Raw genomic sequence first — 21,792 nt, forward strand, 5'->3', positions numbered from 1 at the left:
TTGGACTAGTGCTTACAGTAGCCGGTGAGTTAAATTAAGTAGATGAAAGCATGGATCGTAGAGTTAAAAAAGGAATTCAATTTTTACTCCTATTATTTGGTGTAACTCACTCTGCTGTTATTTATGCCATTACTAATAGTGCGCTTTCTGATAAAATTAACCTTATTCAAAAGCAAAGTGACCTTGCCCAACAAAATGACGCCTATTACTCGCTTAAGGCGAATCAAACACTTAATGATGAACAAAATGCTCGTTTATTACACCTTATTGCAGTTAACTTCGCTAATCAAGGTAGACTTCAAGAAGCAATTTCACCTTTAAATCAAGCGCTTAAACTTAGCCAAAATCAAGCAAAAATTGCTGACATTAATAAACTACTTGGCTTAATCCATTTCTATATAAATATTCCTGATGCTGCAATCAAATATTATAACGCGGCCCTTATTTACCAAGTTGAACAACACGAACATGTAAAAGCTGCAAATTTAGAGAACAACATTGCTCTTGCCTACGAAAAATTAAACCAATACTCGAGGGCATTAGAATATTATAATCAAGCTGAACCAAGATATGCTCAGTTTGGTTCCAAACAAGATGTCTTAGATATTAAGCTTAATCGCGCCGGCTTGCTCTCAAAATTAGGCCATAATTACAAAGCTATAGCACTATATCAATTATTGCTCAATAAACATGCGGATGAACTAAATGAAGATTCTCTAACCCTTGCACATAGTAACATTGCTGTTGCGCTTAATGCCATTGGTGAGTCGGAAAACGCCATAAAGCACCTCAATTCTGCAAAACAATTACTATCGACTCAACAAGATACTTACCAACTAGCATCTGTAGAACTTAATCTAGCTGACAGCTACATTTGGTTGAGCGACTTTCAACAAGCACGTGTGCATATTGTTGCTGCAGCCGATTTAAACACTCAATTAAATAATCCAACATTAAGTTTCAGTCTTGCTTATCACCGTTCTCGCATAGCGGTTGCTTTAAATGAGCCTGATATTGCGCTAACACAAATTAACAAGGCGATTGAGATTGCAAAAAAATATAACTACAGGAATGATTTGCAACGAGCCTACGCACAGGCACTGATAGTCTATGGCGCTAACAATTTAATTGAGAAAGCATATGCATTGCGAGAACAACAGTTGCTTATTATTAATGAAATAAATGAGCAGACTATGAAAGAGTTACTTGCAAAGGAACAATCCAAAGAAGACCGAATCCATCTAGAAGATCGTGTATCCAAACTCGAGAAAGAAAAGCAAATACAGCAACTTGCCATTGAAAAATCAAAACAACAACGGATTTTTTTCCTCGTTGCGGGACTTTTAATAATTTTATTAATTGTCGCAGCGCAACGGAGAGCACATGAAAGAAAAGCAAAAAAACAACTTGAATTGATCGTTGCTCAGCGAACTGCAGAATTACAAAAAACAAGTGAAGACTTACGTCATGCAAGTCTTGTAAAGTCGAAGTTTTTGGCCAATATGAGTCATGAGATTAGAACCCCGCTCACTGCAATTATTGGTCATTCAGAGGCAATGAGTAATAGTCATTATGATATGCGTAACTTCAATAAAGACCTAAATATAATTAACAATAACGGTAAACATTTACTCGATTTAATAAACGATATACTTGATATCAGCCGTATAGAAGAAAACAAGCTAGAACTCGATATAAGTACCTTTAATCTCAATTGTTTAATTGATGACATCAGTGCTATGTTTGCGACCTTGGCAGAGAAAAAACATATTCAATTTCAAATTATTAATAGCCTCGATGATGATTTTGCTATCAACGCGGATCAATTCCGTCTTAAACAGATCCTATTAAACTTGTGCTCTAACGCGGTTAAATTTACCGATAAAGGCAGTGTTACATTATCAATACGCGAAACATTCACAGGCGTGCGCTTTAATGTTATTGATACCGGCATAGGCATGGAAGAAAAGCAGTTAGAAGAAATTTTTGATAGCTTTACACAGGGTGATAGCAGTATTTCTCGTCGTTTTGGCGGCTCAGGACTTGGACTTTGCTTATCTGAACAATTAGCAAACTTAATGAGTGGCTCAATATCTGTAACCAGTGAAATTAATAAAGGTAGTGAGTTTACACTTCATTTAAACGTTGATAAAAGTAAACTAGTTAAACCATCAAATCAATTGCAACATGATGATAAAACTATTTTTGAAGGCAATGTGTTAATTGCTGAGGACCATGACGATAATAGAGAGTTAATTAAACGGTTACTCACTCATTTAGGCTTAACAGTTGTCGCTGTAGCAAATGGCAAAGAAGCTGTCGAAGCATGCATCACACAGCGCTTTGATTTAGTCCTATTAGATATCCAAATGCCTGTACTGGATGGTATTGGCGCTTTAAAACAACTTAAACGTTCTGGATATGGCCAACCTATTGTCGCAATCACTGCAAATACTATGCAACATGAAATATCAAGTTACCTTGAACTAGGTTTTGCTGATCACATTAAAAAGCCACTCGAACAAGATAACTTTATCTCAACGTTGAAGAAATATGTCAGTTATGACAGCAAACAACGTAGCCATAAGGCTGTTAATTTTGCCACTAAAATCGATAATAGCGATCTTTCTGCAAACTTTTCTGCTGGTTTAGCAGAAGAAAAAGCCTCTTTGAAAGCGCTTTATTTGGAACAAAACTGGCAAGAGTTACAACAGGCTTTACATAAGTTACGCGGCGCAGCTGCCATGTTTAACTATCACTCAATTGAGCAAGCTGCCGACTATTTTGAAAAAGCTTTAAAATACAATGATAAAGAAGCTTATCCAGAAGCATTTGAAGGTATTATCTTTGCACTATCAACACATAACTAAGGCTATTCACAAAAATAAAGTATACTTTTCTTTGCTAATAACCAATTCTAGTAAATAGCTATTTTATTACATTTGTTTCAATTGTGATATCAGTGATAAAACCCGCTATATTATAGGAATCGTTCAAAATCATAACAACTTAGTTATCCACTCATGGAATAAGCACACTGCAGATTCTATAGTAAGCAATAATAACCAAATAACAATTAACACGCTTTGTAGATTGAACAAGCATCATAAATTAGCCGGATACATGTGTTTATCTCTAACAATTGTAAAGCGCGTATTTGCAAACAAATAGTAGTGCTCAATTAATCTTTAACTAGCTTTTTTAGTTAGCAATAATACACGCTAGGATGGGTACTTTTACGCGAATGATATTTTTTACTTTGCATATAACTGATTTTGATATCGCTAATTAAAGCTGTTGCAGCACACAATAGATATTAAAAATGAGTTAAGAGAGTTACTGAAACGATAACCCCGAGCATCTTAAAATGCATTAATTATTACGAACCTTGATTAAACCCTATTAGTGAAAACATTCAAAATATGAAGTGTGTACCTTTACAAATAGTAAAGGCACTCTTCTTAAATTACACTTTAAAGCGTGAAATGAGCACTGAAAGTTCAGATGCTAATTCACTTAACTGCTTTAATTGTGCTTTATCTTCAATTGCTATGGCATTGAACTGACGCGATAACTCTGCTATTTCTACCGCCGATTCATTGATATGTTGTACAACAGTGTTTTGCTGCTCTGTGGCTGTAGCAATTTGTTGATTCATGTCTTTAACATCAGTTATAGACGAATCAATTAACGCTAAAGTGTGACTCGCCTCTAAGGAACTCTCACTAACCGACTTTGTTGTTTCATAACCATTAGCCATTGCACCTAATACAGCTTCGGTTGATTTTTGAAACTGTTCAATTTGACTTCGGATCTGTTGTGTTGAACCTTGTGTTTTACTGGCGAGCGTTCTTACTTCATCAGCAACAACTGCAAAGCCTCTCCCCTGTTCACCAGCACGTGCAGCTTCAATTGCAGCATTGAGTGCCAATAAGTTAGTTTGCTCCGAAATCGCATTAATTACATCAACAATTGAATTAATGGATTCGGCTTGTTCAGCTAATCGATGTATGTCTGTATGTGCGTTTTCAATTATCTCAGTTAACGCTTTCATGGCATGTGTATTTGTATCAGTTTGTGAAATATTTTGCTTAGTATTAGCTACAGCTTTTTCACTGGTTTTCGCAGTATCAAGTGCAAGGCTGGACACTTCTGATACTGTTGTCCCCATCTGAGTAATCGCAGAGGCAACTTGTTCACTCAAACCATCCTGTTGAGAAGATAAGATAGTTACTGTCTCAAATGAATTAACTAATGACTGAATATCTTTAACAAGCCTTGCTTCAATTTGTTTTAAGTTTGATATCATCATTTGATTGTTTTCAATAACAGCATTAAAGCCTTTGGCGAGTACTCCAAGCTCATCTTGACGATTCTCGTCTAAACGTATTGTTAAATCTCCATCACGTTTACCCATTGAAAATAATTTATTTGATATAGAAGAAATACTGCGGGCTATATGGTTGGCTTGAAGCACCATTAGAACAATAAATACAAATGCTATTGCAATACTAACAGCGACCGTTTTCACCAAAACACTGCTTACTTGCTCTTTTGTTTCATAGCTTGGTAGCAAAGCAATTAATTTTAACCCTGTTCCTTCCAGTTCTTGCATTGCAACAAAATGCTCAACGCCTTTTAAATCATGTTTTTCGATAATTACTTTATCTAATTCTGAACTAGGTGTTAGCAATTTAGATAACCCTGCGTACTTACTAATATTTGAAAATGATTTCCCAACTAGGCTTTCATCAGGGTGCGCAGCAATTGTGTTATCTGATTTAGCTAAAAATACATAGCCAGTTTCACCAATTTTGTTGCTTTTAATTATTTCAGTAATTCTACTGATGTCATAACCAAGTCCTGTTAAGCCGAATATCTTTCCGCTCTCTTCTACTTTTACATTAACATAAGCTATCAGTTTTTTAGTTTCTTGGTGAATATCTACAGCAAGCTGTTGCTTAACTGGTTTTTGTAAAAAGTTATAAAACCATGCATCTCGCGGATCGTTACTCGACATTACTTTTAAGATGCCATCATTTTGATAATACTTGCCAGTTATGCTCGATACCCAAAATACAACTGCTGCGTCATTTTTGTTCTTAATATGCTGGAAGTAGGATTGGATCTCAGGCCATTTCGCTGCATTTTCATCATCTCTAGCCCACTGCATCAGGTAATAATTTTGCTCCATTGCATGAGCCAAAGCTAATGGCGTATTTAACTCTGCACGAATACTCGCTTCGACTTTACCAAGCAGTGCGGGGAAATATGACTTATCATTAAAATTATCAACTACCTGATTAAACTGAATACTCGTAAATAGGGTAGAGAGTAATGTGCTTAATACCAATGCACAGGTTATTGTTAAAATTAGTGCATTACGAATACTAATATTTAGACGTGTTATCATACTACTGTTATCAATTTGATGTGTGATAGGCTAAAACCAATCACATTTGGCACAATGGCTTAAAATCCTACTATATCTGTTTCGAAATTTCGAGTAATTAGATTGAGTTAGCCTTTTTCTTCACATCAATAGATAAGTTTATAAATGACTTTTAAACAGTAAATTCAGAAATCAGCGAGTTAAGTGTAACAGCCAAATCATTTAAACGCTTTAACTGCTGCTGATCTGCAATTGCAATATCATTAAACTGTTTCGATAAATCAGCTATTTGCACTGCGGATTCATTTATATGTTGCACAACCACATTCTGTTGCTCTGTAGCTGTTGCAATTTGTTGATTCATATCTTTCACTGCAGTGATACTCGCATCAATCGTACTTAAAATTTGTGATGAACTTGCAGAAGTATCACTTACTCTTCCTGTGGTTTCATTGCCTTGAGCAATCGCATTCAGCACAATTTCTGTAGAGCGTTGAAACTGGTCAATTTGGCCACGAATTTCTTGGGTAGAACTTTGCGTTTTACTTGCCAATGTTCTTACCTCATCAGCAACAACTGCGAAACCGCGCCCTTGCTCACCTGCCCTTGCCGCTTCTATCGCCGCGTTAAGTGCTAATAAATTAGTTTGTTCCGATATTGCATTGATCACATCAACTATCGAATTTATCGATTCAGCTTGCCCTGCCAACTCCTGTATATTTTGGTATGCTTGCCCCATTACATCTGTGAGTTGCAACATTGCTTCTGAACTTGAATTCATATGTTTGATACTCTGTTGTGTGTCACTTACAGCGCGTTCACTGGTATTAGCTGTATCAAGTGCCAAATTGGAAACTTCAGAAACTGTTGTCCCCATTTCTGTTATAGCCGATGCAACCTGTTCACTTAATGCATCTTGATTTGCCGACAATATGGTTACTTGGTCAAAAGAATCTACCAATGATTTAATATCTTGCCCCATTTGTAGTTCTATTTCTTTAAGCTTAATGACCATAGCTTGATTGTTTGCAATAACGGCATTGAAACCTCTTGCTAATTCGCCGAGTTCATCTTTTCGAGAATCATCTAGCCTTAATGTTAAATCGCCGCCTTGATTCCCCATATCAAGCAGCTTCTGACTAATGCTTGCAATACTTTTGGCAATACGATTTGCAATCCAAACCATTAGAACAATAAAAAGAGCTGCAATAACACTATTAATGGCAATTGTTTTGAACATAGCTTTATTGATTTTAGCGCTCATTTCACTTGTTGGCATCACGGCTATTAGTTGCCAGCCAATATTTTCAAGCGTCAGGCTGGCAGCAAAATACTCTTCATTCTCCAGTATTAATTTTTCTAAGTGTACACTGTCCGTATCTTGGGCATCAGCAATTAAGTTTGTTAGCGGCTGGTACTTTTTAATATTTTGATACGTTTTTCCAACAAAGTCCTGTTGTGGGTGTGCAGCAATCCTTCCATCCGACTTCACTAAAAATACGTAGCCAGTTTTACCAATCTTATTTTGAGCTACGATATCAATAATTTTACTAATATCATAACCTAAGCCTGTCAATCCAATATCCTGGCCATTGACGTTTACTTTGACGTTAATAAAGGCTGTCAATCGTTTAGATTGTTCATCTACATCGACAGCTACTTGATGTCTCTCCGACGACCTCATAAAGTCAAAAAACCATTTATCTCTGGCACTATTTTTTGAAAGTGTTTTTAAAATTCCATCATTTTCATAATACTTAAGGGTTTGACTTGATACCCAAAAAACGACAGCAGCATCGTTTTTACGCTTTATATTGGTAAAATAATTTTGAATACGAGGCCAATCTTCATCAGATTCACCTTTTACAGCCCAGTCTCGTAAAAAATCGTTCTGTTCTAAGCCTTTGGATAGAGCTATTGGGGTATTTAATTCTGCACGAATGCTAGACTCTACCTTACCTAGTAGTGCCGGAAAATAAGCTTGTTCATTAAACTCATCAAACACAGTATTAAACTGAGTACTGCTAAATAATGTTGACAGTAAAGTCGTTAAAATAAGTGCAAGGGTAATTGTTAAAATAAGGGCATTTCGAATACTAATATCTGAAATTTTCATAGCTATTTATTCTGATACGCGATATAAAAATAATAGACCAATATTTAGATATTTTTGTATTTATAGTTTAATAACTTCTTTAAATATAACCATTAAACCGCAGTAATAAGCCAAAAATAAGCGTTACTTAAACCAATCATGGGATATTTTTTCTCACTAATTAAATATTCAAGTCAAGCAATTGCCAGAATAGTAAGATAAAATTGGTTTAGTTTTATCTCTATGGAAGTACTGTGAAAGTTCTTGTAATTGGTTTTGTTTGGCCTGAACCTAAATCCTCTGCAGCAGGCAGTCATATTTTATCGATTATGCAAACCTTTCTTAATTTTGGCTGGCAAGTTGAGTTTGCATCTGCATCACAAAAAACACCTCATATGTTCGATTTAGAGGACGCAGGATTCTCTACGTCTGAAATCAGTTTAAACTGTGATAGTTTTAACGATTACATCTCAAATCTAAAGCCAAATATTGTGATGTTTGATCGCTTTATGATTGAAGAGCAATTTGGTTGGCGTGTTGATTCTTATTGCCCTAAGGCACTCAAAATCCTTGATACCGAGGACTTACAAAGTGTTAGAAATGCACGTTATACAGCACATAAATCTGGGCGTGAATTACAAGCCCAAGATTGGTCTAGCGACCTTGCAAAACGAGAGATAGCCGCCATTTTGCGCTGTGATCTAGCGTTAATCATTTCAGATTTTGAAATGAGTTTATTAGTAGAGCAATACAAGCTAGATCCCGCAATATTACATCATTTACCCTTTATGATTGACCCTGATAGATTAGAGTCAAACCCTTGCTTTCAGGACCGACAGCACTTTATTACGATTGGGAATTTCAGGCATGCTCCGAATTGGGATAGCGTGCTTTATTTACAGAAGTTGTGGCCTAATATTAGAAAACAACTGCCCGATGCAGAATTACATATATATGGGTCCTATCCTCCTCCAAAAGCCACCGCATTGAGCAATTCTAAACACGGTTTTGTTGTTAAAGGCTGGTGTGATGATGCCTATGATGTTATTAAAAATGCTAAGGTATTACTCAGCCCGCTACGTTTTGGTGCGGGGATCAAGGGTAAATTTTTAGATGCCATGGCCTGTGAAACGCCCTCGATTACTACTGACATTGGCATTGAAGGGATGTTCAGTGCCGAGTATTGGCCTGGATTAGTAGCTAATTCAGATGAAAGCCTGATAGATAGCGCTATAACACTTTACAATGACGAACAGTTATGGCAAAAAAAATCGGCTTTGTGCCAGCAAGCTATTAAGTTAAAATTTTCAAGGACAGTACATGCAAACACCTTACTCTTACGCATTTCTGAAATTCTGGATAACTTAACACAACATAGATTAAACAATTTTGTCGGTGCCATGCTTAAACATCACAGTCATGCTAGCACCAAATACATGTCTCAATGGATTACAGAAAAAAATAAAGTGCGATAATTCGATATTTTCATACTTTGCAATATAGTGAACGAGTAATCGACATGAAAAAGTGCGTTACTCGTTTACAAACTATAACAATTTTCATTCTATTACAGTTTTATTACATCGCTTCTTGTTGTACCTTTGCAACCGCTGTCAACTTGGATGATTAACCGTATGAATTTAAAGCAAAAACTTTTGTGTTCATTTTTTGCACTCGCATTTTTTCCTATTGTCATTATTACAATAATCGCAATCACGATCTCTAATAATGCTCTTGAAAAGCAGGCGTTTAATCAATTGACGTCTATCAAAAACATCAAAGCTACTGAAATTCAAAATTACTTTGAACAAAGCAAAGCAGATTTATCTTTGATTGCCTCTTCGTGGAATAACTTTGGTGATGTCACTAATCAGCGTCTAGCTGAGACTAAACATGAATACTTTCATCGCTTTATCAAGACCAACCAATATTATGACCTTTTTATCATAAATGTAGAAGGTGATATCTTTTATTCTGTAACAAAAGAGTCTGATTACAACACAAATTTATTAAATGGCCCTTATAAAAATTCAGGCTTAGGTAAATTATTTAGCAAAACGCTCAGCGCCCCTCACTTTAACATTATCGATTTTGCGCCTTATGCACCCAGTAATAACGAACCTGCTGCATTTATTGCACAACCATTAATAGAAGATGGCGAGATTAAAGGCGTAATCGCATTACAGTTATCTATAAACAAAATAAATAAAATGATGCAACAACGTGATGGTATGGGAGAAACAGGTGAATCTTACATTGTGGGGTCTGATAAACGACTAAGATCTGATTCATATTTAGATCCTGTAGGTCGCTCTGTTGTTGCAAGTTTTGCCGGTTCAATCGAAAAAAATGGCGTTGATACCCTCGCTGTTAAACAAGGATTAAATGGCATTAGTAGTACTGAAATAATAAAAGACTACAATAATAACGCTGTTCTTTCGGCTTTTATGCCAATAAATTTTGAGCACTTAAATTGGGTTTTAATTTCAGAAATTGATGTTGCGGAAGCATTTGCTGCTACATCAAAGATGAAATATTCAATCTTACTAGTAACATTAGTTAGTTTAATTATTGTCACTATTACCGCTCTGCTTATAACGCGTTCAATTTTATTACCCCTAGGTGGAGAACCTATGGCAATGCATCAATTGGCAATGCGTATTGCAGAGGGGGATTTAACCTATGACTTTAATCAAAATGATAATGCGCACGGTTTATTCAAATCAATGAAACAGATGAATCAGAGTTTATTAAAGGTTATTTCAGGTATCTTATCATCGACTTCACAACTCTCACATACGGTCGAGCAGACAAGTGCCACTAGCATACAAGCTAAAGCAAGTCTTGCAGAACAGCATATGAATATAGAGTCGGTTTCTTCTGCAATGCATGAAATGGCCATCACGATTGAAGAAGTAGCTAATAATGCAAAAGATTCATCAGATCAAACACAATTTGCTACATTAAAAAGCACAGAAGCTAATGAAAATATCAATGCAGCTCTAATTGCGACAGAAGAATTAAAAGCGACACTTACCGATGCAGATAACATTATTAAACAAGTTGAAAGGAAAAGCCTAGGCATTAACTCAGTACTGGAAGTCATTCAGGGTATTACAGAACAAACAAACTTGCTTGCACTTAATGCCGCTATTGAAGCCGCACGCGCAGGAGAGCAAGGTCGAGGGTTTGCTGTTGTAGCAGATGAAGTTCGACAACTTGCATTTAAAACGCAACAATCAACTGCCAATATTGAAAAAATGATCCAAGATTTGCAATCCGACACAGAATCAGCGGTTTCAACAATCGAACAAAGTACACAGCTTGCAAATACAAGCCTTGAGAAGGCCCATAATAGTAAAAACACAATGATCAATGTACTGAAAGACATGGAAGTAATAACATCAAACTCGGAAGCTATTGCTACCGCTGCTTCTCAACAAAGTATCGCAGCAGAAGAAATAAACCAAAGTATTATTGCGATTAACAATGCAGCCATTGAAAATGCATCTGGTGCAGAACAAATAGCTACAGCAAGTATCGAATTAAAAGATTTAACACATAGTTTAAACAAATTAAGTGCACAATTTAAATTGGATTAAATTTGATTCATATTAAAAGCGGCAAATGCCGCTTTTAATATATGTATTTAGTATAAACAGCGCTTTTCTAGTACAAATTCTTGTTCAGAAATATCACTTTTAGCTCTCGGTAAATACTGCTTTTTAATCTCAGTAATTTCACCTGAGAGCCGCATCATATCAATACCTTGCTGTAGCTTTTTTACAATTTCTATTGGCATATCATTGTTAAGGGCTAAATAATTACCTAATAATTTCTCGTCGTTAATATAATAAGCTGGTTTAACCTCATTTTTTTTCAACCGATTATTATCAATATGAAATTGCAACGTATTTGCCGAAGCGATAAATAAATCAAGCTTGCCAAGTTTAAAAGCATTGATCTCGCCAAATTTTTCAGAATAATTTATATAGTGTTTGTTTTCTTCGAGCCCCCAACTTTTTAGTAGGTGTTCATAAACATCTCCTTTTTGCAGGCCCACAGTATAATTCTTAAGTTGTTGATGATTAAAAATATGAATATCCGTTCTATCAACTAATTGATATAAACAAGCGGGGCTTGATATAAGCGGTCCAACCCAATGAAAAAATTCTTCACGTTCAGCTAATCTAGAAGTCGATATTAAGCCTGCAAATCGCTTGGATTTTGTTAATGCCATCGCCCTTTGCCAAGGGTACAATTTAAATACACACTTTATTTCTGCTAAATGACAGGCTCTTGCAACAATATCGTGGTTAATTCCCACAATGTCATTTTTTAGGATGTAATTATAAGGTGGAAAATGCTCGGTAAAGATTGTTATTTCATCTGTTTCAAACCCTAAGAGCACAAAAGGCTTGTAGAAAACGACAATAAATAACCATAAACCGTATTTAGATTTCACAACAAAACCCTAATATTTAGTGTGCTTGTTTCAATTATAAATAATTTATTTATAGATATAAAACATAAACAAAACTAGACAAAACGTAAATAAAACTTAAAATTTGCAGGTCAACACATTTAGTAGATTTACATATTGAACACTGCCAGTTTTACGCAAAAACGCCGCTTTATTGTCAAGCTTGGAAAAATGCTTCATAAGTTCGGTACTCCAGCGTACCGCTTAGAAGCACACTTAGAAAACTTAACAATATTTCTGGGTTTGAAAGCATCTTTTATCATTACGCCGACTGCGCTCACTTTTGTGATATGGACCGAAGGCCATGAAGATGAGTATACGCATGCAGCAAGAGTGTCACCTGGTGAACTCGACTTAGGAGCTCTGGCACATACCGATGAATTGGTCGATAAGTTAACCGACTACACAATTACCTTAGAACAGGCAGATCTTGCACTAGATGAAATAGCAAACTTGCCCAACCCGTACAATCGTTTAGCAACCGGAGCCGCATTTGCTATGTCAGGTGGAGCGTTTGCTATGTTAATGGGCACGAGTTGGAACGATGTACTGTGGTCAATTCTCATTAGCTCCATTGTTTATCTATTTGTACTTTGGTCCGATAAGTCAAGACGTGTCGCGCATATGTTAGAGCCCCTTGTTGCAATAGTTGCAGCGATTACGGCTTGCGCAATCAGTGCTTATATCGACCCCGGTATCAATATTCGCATGGTAATTCTTTCAGCGATTATTGTATTTATTCCAGGGCTAGCATTAACTCTAGGTCTTGCTGAATTATCTGCCCGTCATTTAGTTTCTGGTACTGCGCGAATAATGGATGCGTTTATGCTGCTATTTAAGCTTTATTTTGGCGCTTTCTTGGGAATAGCAGTGGGCTTTGCGTTCTTTGGGCAAGCAGATTTTATCGCCCCTACACCAATTCCAAAATGGACCGCATGGCTGGCAATTGCAATTTTATGTATGAGTCTTATTATCATTTTTAGAACAAAAGCTAAACATGCTGTTTGGTCGATTTTAGCGGGTTTTGTAGCATATGCTGCAAGTATTGCGGGTGCATTTTATTTGGACTATGCTTTAGGGACCTTTGTTGGCGCTTTCGCTGTTGGCGTATATAGTAATTTCTTTACACGTGCCGCTAATGCTCCAGCTTGTATAGTAGCAATGCAAGGATTAATAGTTTTAGTCCCCGGAAGTAAAACCTATATTGGCTTAAATTCTTTGATCTCTGGTCAAGAATTTGTTGCCAGCACAGGTATTGGTCAACAAACATTTTTGATATTTATGTCATTAATAGCTGGATTAATCTTTGCTAACGTTGCATTGCCGCCTAAGAAAAGTCTTTAATTGTTATTTAACAATTAGGTAAGGCGATTTAACAACCGCCTTACCTATATTAGCTAAACAAATATCATTGCTCTTTAAATTAATTATTTAATGTTATATACGTCAATATCAAGCTTTCCCTATACCTGCCTACTTTAGTCCGTATAAGCGGGCAAAGATATCAGCCAGATCAGACTGTACTGTGAATTTAACTCACAAATAAATTGTTTTAATACGTTATCTCAATTCACAATCCTTTTTCCTAAATTAAAAAACTTACTCTGAATACCCTCAGATTGATTTAATAGTTACCAATGTATTCTAGATAAAGAAAGCAATTAAAATGTTAACTTCTGTTAATAATGTTATTATTCGTAACCCATTGTAATAGTAAGTAAATTTTGTCACATCACATTTTTTCCGTGACATACTCATTGACGATAAATCAATCGTTCACGGAAAAAGAATAATGACCCTTTTAAAAAATCTTCAGTTTTAATATTAGCCGCGTTACTAGCAGCATGTGGTAGCAGTGATGAATCATCTGGAACAGGTTATGTACAAATGTACAATGCCAGTAGCAACAGCCCAAATGTCTATTTGGAAATCGATGATGTGGTCCGCACGGGTGCAGGATTTGGACAAGTCACTACTCGCCATAATTATAACAATGATGATTATGAACTGAATTACCTCTACATTAATGACAATGACGATTACATTGCGTTATTGGAAGACAATGAAAGCCTATCCATTAGAAGTGATGTAAAGCACCTTAAAGTGCTTGCTGGTGACTATAACGAACCACAAATAAAACAATTTGAAATTGCCGAGTTTGATAAAGAAGATAAGTTTCAATTAGCAGCAATCAATACCGTAGCTAGCGATAAAGAATACGACCTTTATCTTGCAAAAGATGACTATGACTTTGTTGATGCCGAACTTATAACAACTACCAGCTATTTAGAGCTGCCAGAGCTTAACGAGTTAACAGAAGATAACTACACCTTTTACGTCACGTTAAAAGGTGATAGCAATGTACTCTTTCAATCAAGTATGGTTATTTTTGATGATGAAGAGACCTATGTAGTGATGATAAGACCAAGCTTCTCAGCTGAGGCTGGGGGGATAATTCTTGATATTGTCTCTGATGCGTCAAGTGTCACATCGCTTACCCATGTAGATGCAAAATCCCAAATGCGTTTTTATAATGCAATTGATGAATACGCGAATGTGAGTTTCAAGGCTATCAGTACTAAAGATGAGATAAATACTGATCTTGTAAGCAATGATATTGCTACTGAATACCACAGCGTTAATGCCGGTACATTCACATTATCAATGTTAGATAGCTCAAATAACCTAATTGTCAGTAACTATGTTGAAGCCGTTAATAAAAACATATCTTTGTTAAGTATTTTCTATCAGCATAGCGCTGGATACCCTGCGATGATTTCAGTTACTGAAGATCTGACTCCCAATGAAGTATCCCACAAAGTCCAAGTAGTTAATTTAATTGATACATCGCCATTTGATACAAATGTCAGTGAAGTTGATATTTATTTTACTGAGGGCAATGAAACAATTGAAGACACCACAAGTTATATTAAAGATATCGATGCATTTGAAACCAAATCACTCTATCTAGACTCACAAAGTTACGATTTAACAATTACTTACCAGGCTAACAATCAAACAATTAGTATCTTGCAGCTAGCCGATTTAGATTTTTCACATAAGGGAAATTATATTTTGATCCTTGAAGAAGATCATACGCAAAGCGACGGCTATAAAGTCACTTTACTTAACACCTTAGCGTTATAAAAAGAGTGACTTAGGTGAAAGCCTAAGTCACTTTTCACAAATTTTATAGAGCACCTTTTCAAAGCGCGCCAAGCCCCAAAACGAAGGTACAGGGTAATCTGGATGCGCTTCTTTACATGCAGCATGCGCCAAATAAGGGATATCTGACACTTTAATATCTGGTAAAGTGGTTTGAATATTAGAAGCGTTTTTTAGGTTTTTAATTGCCTCAATTAAGCAAAAGGCTTTATATTCGATGTTATCTTGTGGCTTTGATAAGCCACAATAATCGGCTATTTCAGCAAGTTTGCCATAAATCTCATTACCAAATTCGGTTAATACCACGTCTAATAACACAGCATTCGCGAGTCCATGCGGTACATGATAGTTGGCACCAAGTTGATGGGCAATGGCATGCACATAGCCCACTGAGGTTCGAGTAAACGCTTCACCAGCATAAAATGATGCGTTAAGTAAATGCGCACGACACGTTAAATCTTGTGGCGTTTTCAGCACTAACGGCAAATTATCAAAAATTAGCTTACATGCCTTAAGTGATTGTTTGTTTGTAAAAGCCGTACCATTGACGCCAATATAAGCCTCGATTGCATGGGTCAATGCATCCATAGCTGTCGTCGCTGTAATAAACGCAGGTAATCCTTGCGTTAATTCAGGCATTAAAAGTGCATACTTTGGTGCTAAACAGTAATCCGCAATGGCAAATTTTTCGTGAGTCTCTCTGTTAGAAGCAACCGCTGCCACAGTTGTTTCAGATCCAGTGCCTGCAGTAGTCGGTACTGCAGTAATTACTGGCAGTTTTCTAAGAACTTTAAACAGACCTTTTAATTTAGTTAAGGGCGTTTTAGGTCTGGCGATACGAACGCCAATTAACTTACTTGCATCAATTACTGAACCACCACCGATAGCCATAATACCTTGGCAATTATTGTTTAAATAAGCCAAATAACCTTGTTCAATTTCTTTGATATCTGGATCAGGCAAAATACCCGAAAATACGGTGGTTTTTATACCATTATGGTTAAGAAAGGAGATTAGTTTTTCAGGAATACCTAAGTTCAAAAGGGCATCATCGGTCACCACCAACATGTGCTCAATTTGATTTTCTTTCACTTCACTAAGCCAATTATCAAGCTGCTCTGATGTAAAACAGCGTGGCCGCGGAATCGGATAAACTAATAACGCAACACGAAGTGCAAAGTGGTAACTTCTATAAAGCAGCGCCTTTACTGAGCTTAGCGTATTTTCCATAACCTATTGTGCCTCAACATTATTAGAGTAAATATCCTAGCACAATTTCTTGCTATACAATCAAGGATATAAGAAAATTAAACGGAAACGAAAACAAATAAGTGGCTTCATGGAAATACAACTCGCATGTCATCATTGCGATCAACTTGTCAGCATCCCTGAGTTAAATCATGGAGAACATGCGTATTGCCCAAATTGCCATACTCTTTTAAGTCGTACCATTGAGTACCGCAATCAAAAAGTCGTCGCGCTGAGTATTAGCTCTCTTATCTTATTGTTTAGCGCACTACTTTACCCATTTATTTCATTTAGCAATCAAGGTCTAAGCCAGACTATAAGTTTATTAGATGCAGCTAAGATACTTTTTTATCAAGATAACTTTTTTGTTGCTGCATTAATTGATGCAACCATTATCGGTCTGCCTTTTGTATTACTTTCGCTTTTTATCCCTTTACATGCTGGCGCACTAAAAATACTGCCCAAACAAGTTTCACGCATTTGTTTGAAAACGGTTTTTTATTTAAAGCCTTGGGTGATGTCTGAGATATTTTTAATCGGTGTGCTGATCAGTATGATAAAAATTATGGCAATGGCGGAAGTCACCTTTGGTCTTAGCTTTTGGGCTTTTTCCGGTTTTGTTGTCTGTTATTCTTTAACCCTTTATTACTTCGACAGTAATGCACTTTGGCAACAAATTGCTGATCAAGACAAAGTCATTGTGAATTCAGCGCAATTTCAACGAGCAAAAGAACAAAACTTATCTGCCTGCCATGTTTGCCAACTACTCACACACGAGCCAATTTGCCCACGCTGTAATACAAAAACCAGTGTACGCAATCCACGTCATATTCAGTGGGTGTTAGCATTTAGTATTACCTCTCTAGTTTGTTATCTGCCCGCAAATTTTTTTCCGATAATGCATACTTGGGTGTTTTCAATTGATGAACCATCAACAATTTTGCAAGGGGTGTTTACCTTGTGGAACATTGGCTCTTACCCCATTGCAATTATTATTTTTATTGCCAGTATTTGTATTCCAATCGGCAAATTGCTAACACTATTTTGGTTATGTTATTTAGTATCTTCAAAACAACACATTAGCCAACAGCAAGCCAGTAAAGCCTATGTGCTTATTGAACTGATTGGTAAATGGTCGATGATTGATGTCTTTGTTGTTGTTATTTTAGTTTCACTTGTACAATTAGGTGTTTTAATGTCGATAACAATTGGCATCGGCGCAATTTTTTTCGCGATAATGGTAATTACCTCAATGATTGCCGCTCAATTATTTGATCCGCGCCTAATTTGGGATAAAAAGAGGCCTTCTGAATGAATCACGCTGCAGCGATTAGTAAAAAGCGTAAACTCTCTCCTATTTGGATAATTCCATTGATTGCGATTTTTGTCGCCTGTTGGATGTTTTATCAATATCACAAAAGTCAGGGCACCAGCATTTATATCACTATGCCTAATGCAGAAGGAGTGATCCCTGGTAAAACCGAAATAAAAGTACGTTCTGTAAAAATGGGTGTAATTGCACAAGTCCGCTTAGCTGATGATCAAACCACGGTAGTTGCACGTGCTGTAATAGATAAAGATTATGAGCACCTGCTTGACCAAGATGCCAAAATTTGGATAGTCAAAACACGTATTGATGAATCCGGTATTTCTGGATTAAGTACTCTTCTATCAGGGGTTTATTTTGAGTTTCTGCCGGGTAACAGCGATACTGAAACACGCCAATTTACTTTGTTAGATACCCCGCCACAGATCCCCGACAATATAAAAGGACAGCGCTATTTGCTCACCAGCAAAAATACCAATGTGATCGATGTTGGCACTTCAATTTTTTATAATGGCTATAACGTGGGTCAAATTGAAACTACAAAGTTTGATTGGCAACAACAAATCATGCGCTACGGTATTTTTATCCGTTCACCTTACGAAAACTTAGTCACTGAAAATGTGGTTTTTTGGATTAACTCTGCAATTGAAGTAGATCTATCAGCAGATGGTATCAACTTTAAAACCAGCTCATTAGCAAAAATGCTCAAAGGCGGTATTTCATTTGCTATTCCAGAAGGTGAAAAACCAGAAGCATTAGCTAAACAACAGCATGCCTTTAGACTGAGTAGCGATTACAAAAAAGCGCTTGAACATCGTTATGATGAATATGATTATTACGTTATTCCATTTGAACAATCAATCCGAGGCTTAACCCCAGGTGCCCCTGTAGAGTATCGTGGCATTCGCATTGGTACGGTTGAAGAAGCACCTGCTATGTTGATTGTAGGCGATCGCCCTGCTTATTTTTCAACTGAAAATACTGCGGTACCAGTTAAAGTTAAAATTGAATATAAGCGTATTTTCCATGATGCTAAAATTGCCAAAGAATTTTGGCAAGGCAATGTTGATAGCTGGATTGAAAAAGGGCTAAGAGCATCACTTAAAACCGGTAATTTGCTTACCGGTTCAGTTTATATTGATTTTGATTTATACCAAGATGTAGAGCCCTTTAATTCACATGAACTAGCTGGGCTAAAGGTGTTTCCGAGTACATCAAGTGGCTTTAGTGTGATGGCTAACCAAGTATCTGAATTGCTTGCGAAATTTAATAGTTTGGATATACAAACGCCATTAAACACCTTTAATCAGGCAATGATGCAATACAATGCGTTTGCAGTTGAGTTACGTGAGATGCTAAATCGACAAGATACTCAGAAATTGCCAATAGAGTTTAATCAGACACTGGCACAAGTTGAAAAATCAATGGCGACCTTTGATGAAACCATGCTGCAATTTGAAAAAACCATGTCGGATTATGAAAAAGGCTCAGCTATTTATCACGAACTAAATAATACGTTGAGTCAACTTAAGCAATTGTCAGAGCAATTACAACCTTTGACTAAGGGCCTAAATGAACAACCTAATATGTTTATCTTTGAAAAAGAGTTACAAACTGACCCGACCCCAAGGAAGCAGTAAGATGATACGTTGTTTACTTTTCTCTGTGTTAGTTATATTTCTGGGTGCATGTAGTAGTATTGAACCTATTAGTTATTACCAATTAGATGGTGGAGAGTTTGTGCCAAATAAGCTGGGTAATGAAGCTCGCGCGAACATTATTGTCAGTAGCCCAAAGTTAATTGGTCATTTAGCTAATCGAGGTATCGCTGTTGAAGTAACTCCCTTACAAATTCAAAGTGCCAATAACCACCTTTGGAGCAGTGTTCCTAGCGAGCTCTTGTTACAAGCAAGTATCGTCAGTTTAGACAACAAATTAAATGATATGCGCGTCATACCATTACAATTAGAATCAGCAATTAATGCTCAATTACCCACCTATCGTATTGATTATTACTTGAACAAATTTCAAGCAACGTTAAATGGTGAAGGGATCATAGCTGGTGTTATTACGGTTTATAAATTAGAACACACAATGGCTAACATTGTTTATAGCCAAGGGTTTACAGAACAAGTTAAATTAAAAGAAGATGGCTACCCAGCACTGGTTTCAGCATTAAACACAGCTTGGCTCAAAACCAACCAAGCTGTTGCCAATGAGATTAAAGGGCTAGTTGATAAAGATTAGAGACACCTTCGTAGCCCGTTAGCGTAAATTGTTTTTCAAACTTAAAGCCAAGCTTTTCAAGCACATTAATTGAGGCTTGATTACTTGGTGAGGTTATTGCGTTTAACTGGGTTAAATTTCCCAAGCCACGAGCAAACGCTATACTCATTTTCGCTGCGGCATCAACATAGCCCTGTTTGGTATATTCATCTAGCAACGCATAACCTAAATCTGGCACTTCAAAGTCTGGCCTTGAAACTAAGCCACAAACACCAACAAAACAGTTCAAGTCTTTATCTCTTATGCCCCAGAGGCCATAACCAAACTCTTTATAGGATGCAATATACTTTTCTTTTAAATGGGTTAACGCAGTTTTTAAGTCGATAACCCCTTTATCGCCAATATTTGCTTTGAAGCTCGGTTGAGTCAGCAATTTAAAAATGAATTCAGCATCTGTTTCTGTTAATTCACATAGTTCGATATTTTTCACAACAATCCTTATCACGCAATAATGTATATAATATTCAATTTATACATTTAGTGCTATAAATCAACCCTTATTTGCAAAGTCTTCTTTACTGTGACGTTCATGTACCTGTTCATTTTCATCACCCCAACTTCGATTCACCATTCGCCCGCGTTTAACTGCTGGCCTTGCAAAAACACATTCAGCCCAAGCAGTTAAATGAGTGTACTCATGCACCGCTAAAAATTCAGCAGCATCATATAAGTCACCGCGTACAAGTACACCGTACCAAGGCCAAATAGCCATATCTGCAATCGTATATTCATCGCCACAGATGTATTTGTTATTAGCTAAATGTTTGTCGAGCAAATCTAACTGACGTTTTACTTCCATGGTAAAACGGTTAATTGGGTATTCCATTGGCTCTGGAGCATAGGCATAAAAGTGACCGAAACCACCACCTAATGCTGGACCGCTACCCATTTGCCAAAATAACCATGATAAACATTTTGCTTTTAATTGTGGGTTACTGGGTATAAAACAATTATATTTTTCAGCTAAATATAACAGGATAGCGCCCGATTCAAACACCGGCGTAGCAGGCTCTGTGGATTTATCGAGTAAAGCCGGAATTTTTGAATTTGGGTTTATTTCAACAAAACCAGAACTAAATTGAGCGCCTTCCATAATATCGATGATAAATGCATCGTATTCAGCATCTGCAAAACCTTTTTCAAGTAATTCTTCAAGTAAAATGGTCACTTTTACACCATTGGGTGTGGCTAAAGAATATAACTGCAGTGGATGTTTACCCTTAGGCAATTGTTTTTCATGCGTTGCCCCTGAAACTGGGCGATTTATATTAGCAAACTTGCCACCATTTCCCTGTTGCCATTGCCATACCTTAGGCGGTGAGTATTTGTTGTTGTTCATCATATTCCTTGGATAAGTTGAAAGTACAAAATGCCAAAACAGCTAATAAGTATACTTAAAAACGTTAAACCCATACCGGAAACTCGAAAGACCAGTTTTTCATGCGCCATACTCACCCCAAAGGCATGTAAGATCCGTCCTGTGAACAAACACATACCAAGTATATGAATAAGCCAGCTAAATGCGCCTAAATACTCAAAGCAACCAATTAAAATGAGTGCGATAGGTACATATTCTTGAAAATTGCCATGTGCACGCATTTTCTTATGCAGTAATTTATCGCCGCCGTCTCCGAGTGCAACCAGCACTTTTTTGCGCCGTGATACCGTTGCGACACTTAAGTAAACATAAAGTAAGCCAAGTAATGCTGCGTAGAATGGAATAATAGAAATCACAGGTTAAGCCTCTTAACATTTTTACTTAACCTGACATATTCTTAACTAGATAGCTAGTTTTA

The 21,792-nt window shown here is 36.7% G+C and carries 15 protein-coding genes; 8 read left to right on the top strand and 7 right to left on the bottom strand.

Annotation, left to right across the window (positions count from 1 at the left end; genetic code table 11):
* The first annotated feature begins 50 nt into the window (after positions 1-50).
* Positions 51-2,870, top strand: coding sequence for a response regulator (locus tag ABYD77_RS05020; protein ID WP_372767612.1), 2,820 nt, complete (start codon positions 51-53; stop codon positions 2,868-2,870).
* A 596-nt stretch (positions 2,871-3,466) separates the two neighbouring features.
* On the opposite strand, the gene ABYD77_RS05025 is transcribed toward ABYD77_RS05020, so the two are convergent.
* Together ABYD77_RS05025 and ABYD77_RS05030 are read right to left on the bottom strand one after the other, a co-directional pair.
* Complete coding sequence (locus ABYD77_RS05025; RefSeq protein WP_372767614.1) at positions 3,467-5,413, bottom strand: methyl-accepting chemotaxis protein; 1,947 nt, start codon at positions 5,411-5,413, stop codon at positions 3,467-3,469.
* 151 nt (positions 5,414-5,564) lie between these two features.
* Entirely contained in the window at positions 5,565-7,508 is a 1,944-nt protein-coding gene (locus ABYD77_RS05030; RefSeq protein ID WP_372767616.1) for a methyl-accepting chemotaxis protein, read from the bottom strand.
* Between the two features lie 233 nt (positions 7,509-7,741).
* Between ABYD77_RS05030 and ABYD77_RS05035 the strand changes: the two genes are divergently transcribed.
* Both ABYD77_RS05035 and ABYD77_RS05040 read left to right on the top strand, forming a co-directional pair.
* The gene (locus ABYD77_RS05035) at positions 7,742-8,962 is read left to right on the top strand and encodes a glycosyltransferase family 4 protein (protein WP_372767618.1); all 1,221 of its coding nucleotides are present in this window, start codon (positions 7,742-7,744) and stop codon (positions 8,960-8,962) included.
* Positions 8,963-9,121: 159 nt separating this feature from the next.
* Positions 9,122-11,089, top strand: a complete 1,968-nt coding sequence (locus tag ABYD77_RS05040; RefSeq protein ID WP_372767620.1) for a methyl-accepting chemotaxis protein — start codon at positions 9,122-9,124, stop codon at positions 11,087-11,089.
* 47 nt (positions 11,090-11,136) lie between these two features.
* Here the strand turns inward: ABYD77_RS05040 and ABYD77_RS05045 are convergent, their stop codons facing one another.
* The gene (locus ABYD77_RS05045) at positions 11,137-11,952 is read right to left on the bottom strand and encodes a substrate-binding periplasmic protein (protein ID WP_372767622.1); all 816 of its coding nucleotides are present in this window, start codon (positions 11,950-11,952) and stop codon (positions 11,137-11,139) included.
* A 135-nt stretch (positions 11,953-12,087) separates the two neighbouring features.
* Here ABYD77_RS05045 and ABYD77_RS05050 point away from each other — a divergent pair, with 135 nt between their 5' ends.
* Positions 12,088-13,314 carry a threonine/serine exporter ThrE family protein gene (locus ABYD77_RS05050; RefSeq protein WP_372767624.1) on the top strand — a complete coding sequence of 409 codons (1,227 nt, stop codon included), beginning with the start codon at positions 12,088-12,090 and terminating at the stop codon, positions 13,312-13,314.
* Between the two features lie 543 nt (positions 13,315-13,857).
* Complete coding sequence (locus tag ABYD77_RS05055) at positions 13,858-15,117, top strand: hypothetical protein (RefSeq protein ID WP_372767626.1); 1,260 nt, start codon at positions 13,858-13,860, stop codon at positions 15,115-15,117.
* A gap of 27 nt (positions 15,118-15,144) precedes the next feature.
* On the opposite strand, the gene ABYD77_RS05060 is transcribed toward ABYD77_RS05055, so the two are convergent.
* Complete coding sequence (locus tag ABYD77_RS05060; protein WP_372767628.1) at positions 15,145-16,365, bottom strand: iron-containing alcohol dehydrogenase; 1,221 nt, start codon at positions 16,363-16,365, stop codon at positions 15,145-15,147.
* Positions 16,366-16,474: 109 nt separating this feature from the next.
* Here ABYD77_RS05060 and ABYD77_RS05065 point away from each other — a divergent pair, with 109 nt between their 5' ends.
* Genes ABYD77_RS05065 through ABYD77_RS05075 form a run of 3 tightly spaced genes read left to right on the top strand, consistent with a single transcriptional unit; the run spans position 16,475 to position 19,957 of the window.
* Positions 16,475-17,698, top strand: coding sequence for a PqiA/YebS family transporter subunit (locus tag ABYD77_RS05065; protein WP_372767630.1), 1,224 nt, complete (start codon positions 16,475-16,477; stop codon positions 17,696-17,698).
* Entirely contained in the window at positions 17,695-19,350 is a 1,656-nt protein-coding gene (gene pqiB, locus ABYD77_RS05070; RefSeq protein ID WP_372767632.1) for an intermembrane transport protein PqiB, read from the top strand. The genes ABYD77_RS05065 and pqiB overlap by 4 nt, the downstream gene beginning before the upstream one ends.
* 1 nt (position 19,351) lies before the next feature.
* The gene (locus ABYD77_RS05075; protein ID WP_372767634.1) at positions 19,352-19,957 is read left to right on the top strand and encodes a membrane integrity-associated transporter subunit PqiC; all 606 of its coding nucleotides are present in this window, start codon (positions 19,352-19,354) and stop codon (positions 19,955-19,957) included.
* On the opposite strand, the gene ABYD77_RS05080 is transcribed toward ABYD77_RS05075, so the two are convergent.
* From ABYD77_RS05080 to ABYD77_RS05090, 3 genes are read right to left on the bottom strand one after another with little or no spacing between them, the layout of a single operon-like run.
* The gene (locus ABYD77_RS05080) at positions 19,932-20,426 is read right to left on the bottom strand and encodes a GNAT family N-acetyltransferase (protein ID WP_372767636.1); all 495 of its coding nucleotides are present in this window, start codon (positions 20,424-20,426) and stop codon (positions 19,932-19,934) included. The two genes, ABYD77_RS05075 and ABYD77_RS05080, sit on opposite strands and share 26 nt — an antisense overlap.
* Positions 20,427-20,486: 60 nt before the next feature.
* On the bottom strand, positions 20,487-21,335 hold the full coding sequence (yghU, locus tag ABYD77_RS05085; protein ID WP_372767638.1) for a glutathione-dependent disulfide-bond oxidoreductase: 849 nt from the start codon (positions 21,333-21,335) through the stop codon (positions 20,487-20,489).
* Positions 21,335-21,730 carry an MAPEG family protein gene (locus ABYD77_RS05090; RefSeq protein WP_372767640.1) on the bottom strand — a complete coding sequence of 132 codons (396 nt, stop codon included), beginning with the start codon at positions 21,728-21,730 and terminating at the stop codon, positions 21,335-21,337. Before ABYD77_RS05090 ends, yghU begins: the two co-directional genes overlap by 1 nt.
* Positions 21,731-21,792 lie beyond the last annotated feature (62 nt).

It is taken from the genome of Pseudoalteromonas sp. (assembly GCF_041629635.1).
Classification (GTDB): Bacteria; Pseudomonadota; Gammaproteobacteria; order Enterobacterales; family Alteromonadaceae; genus Pseudoalteromonas.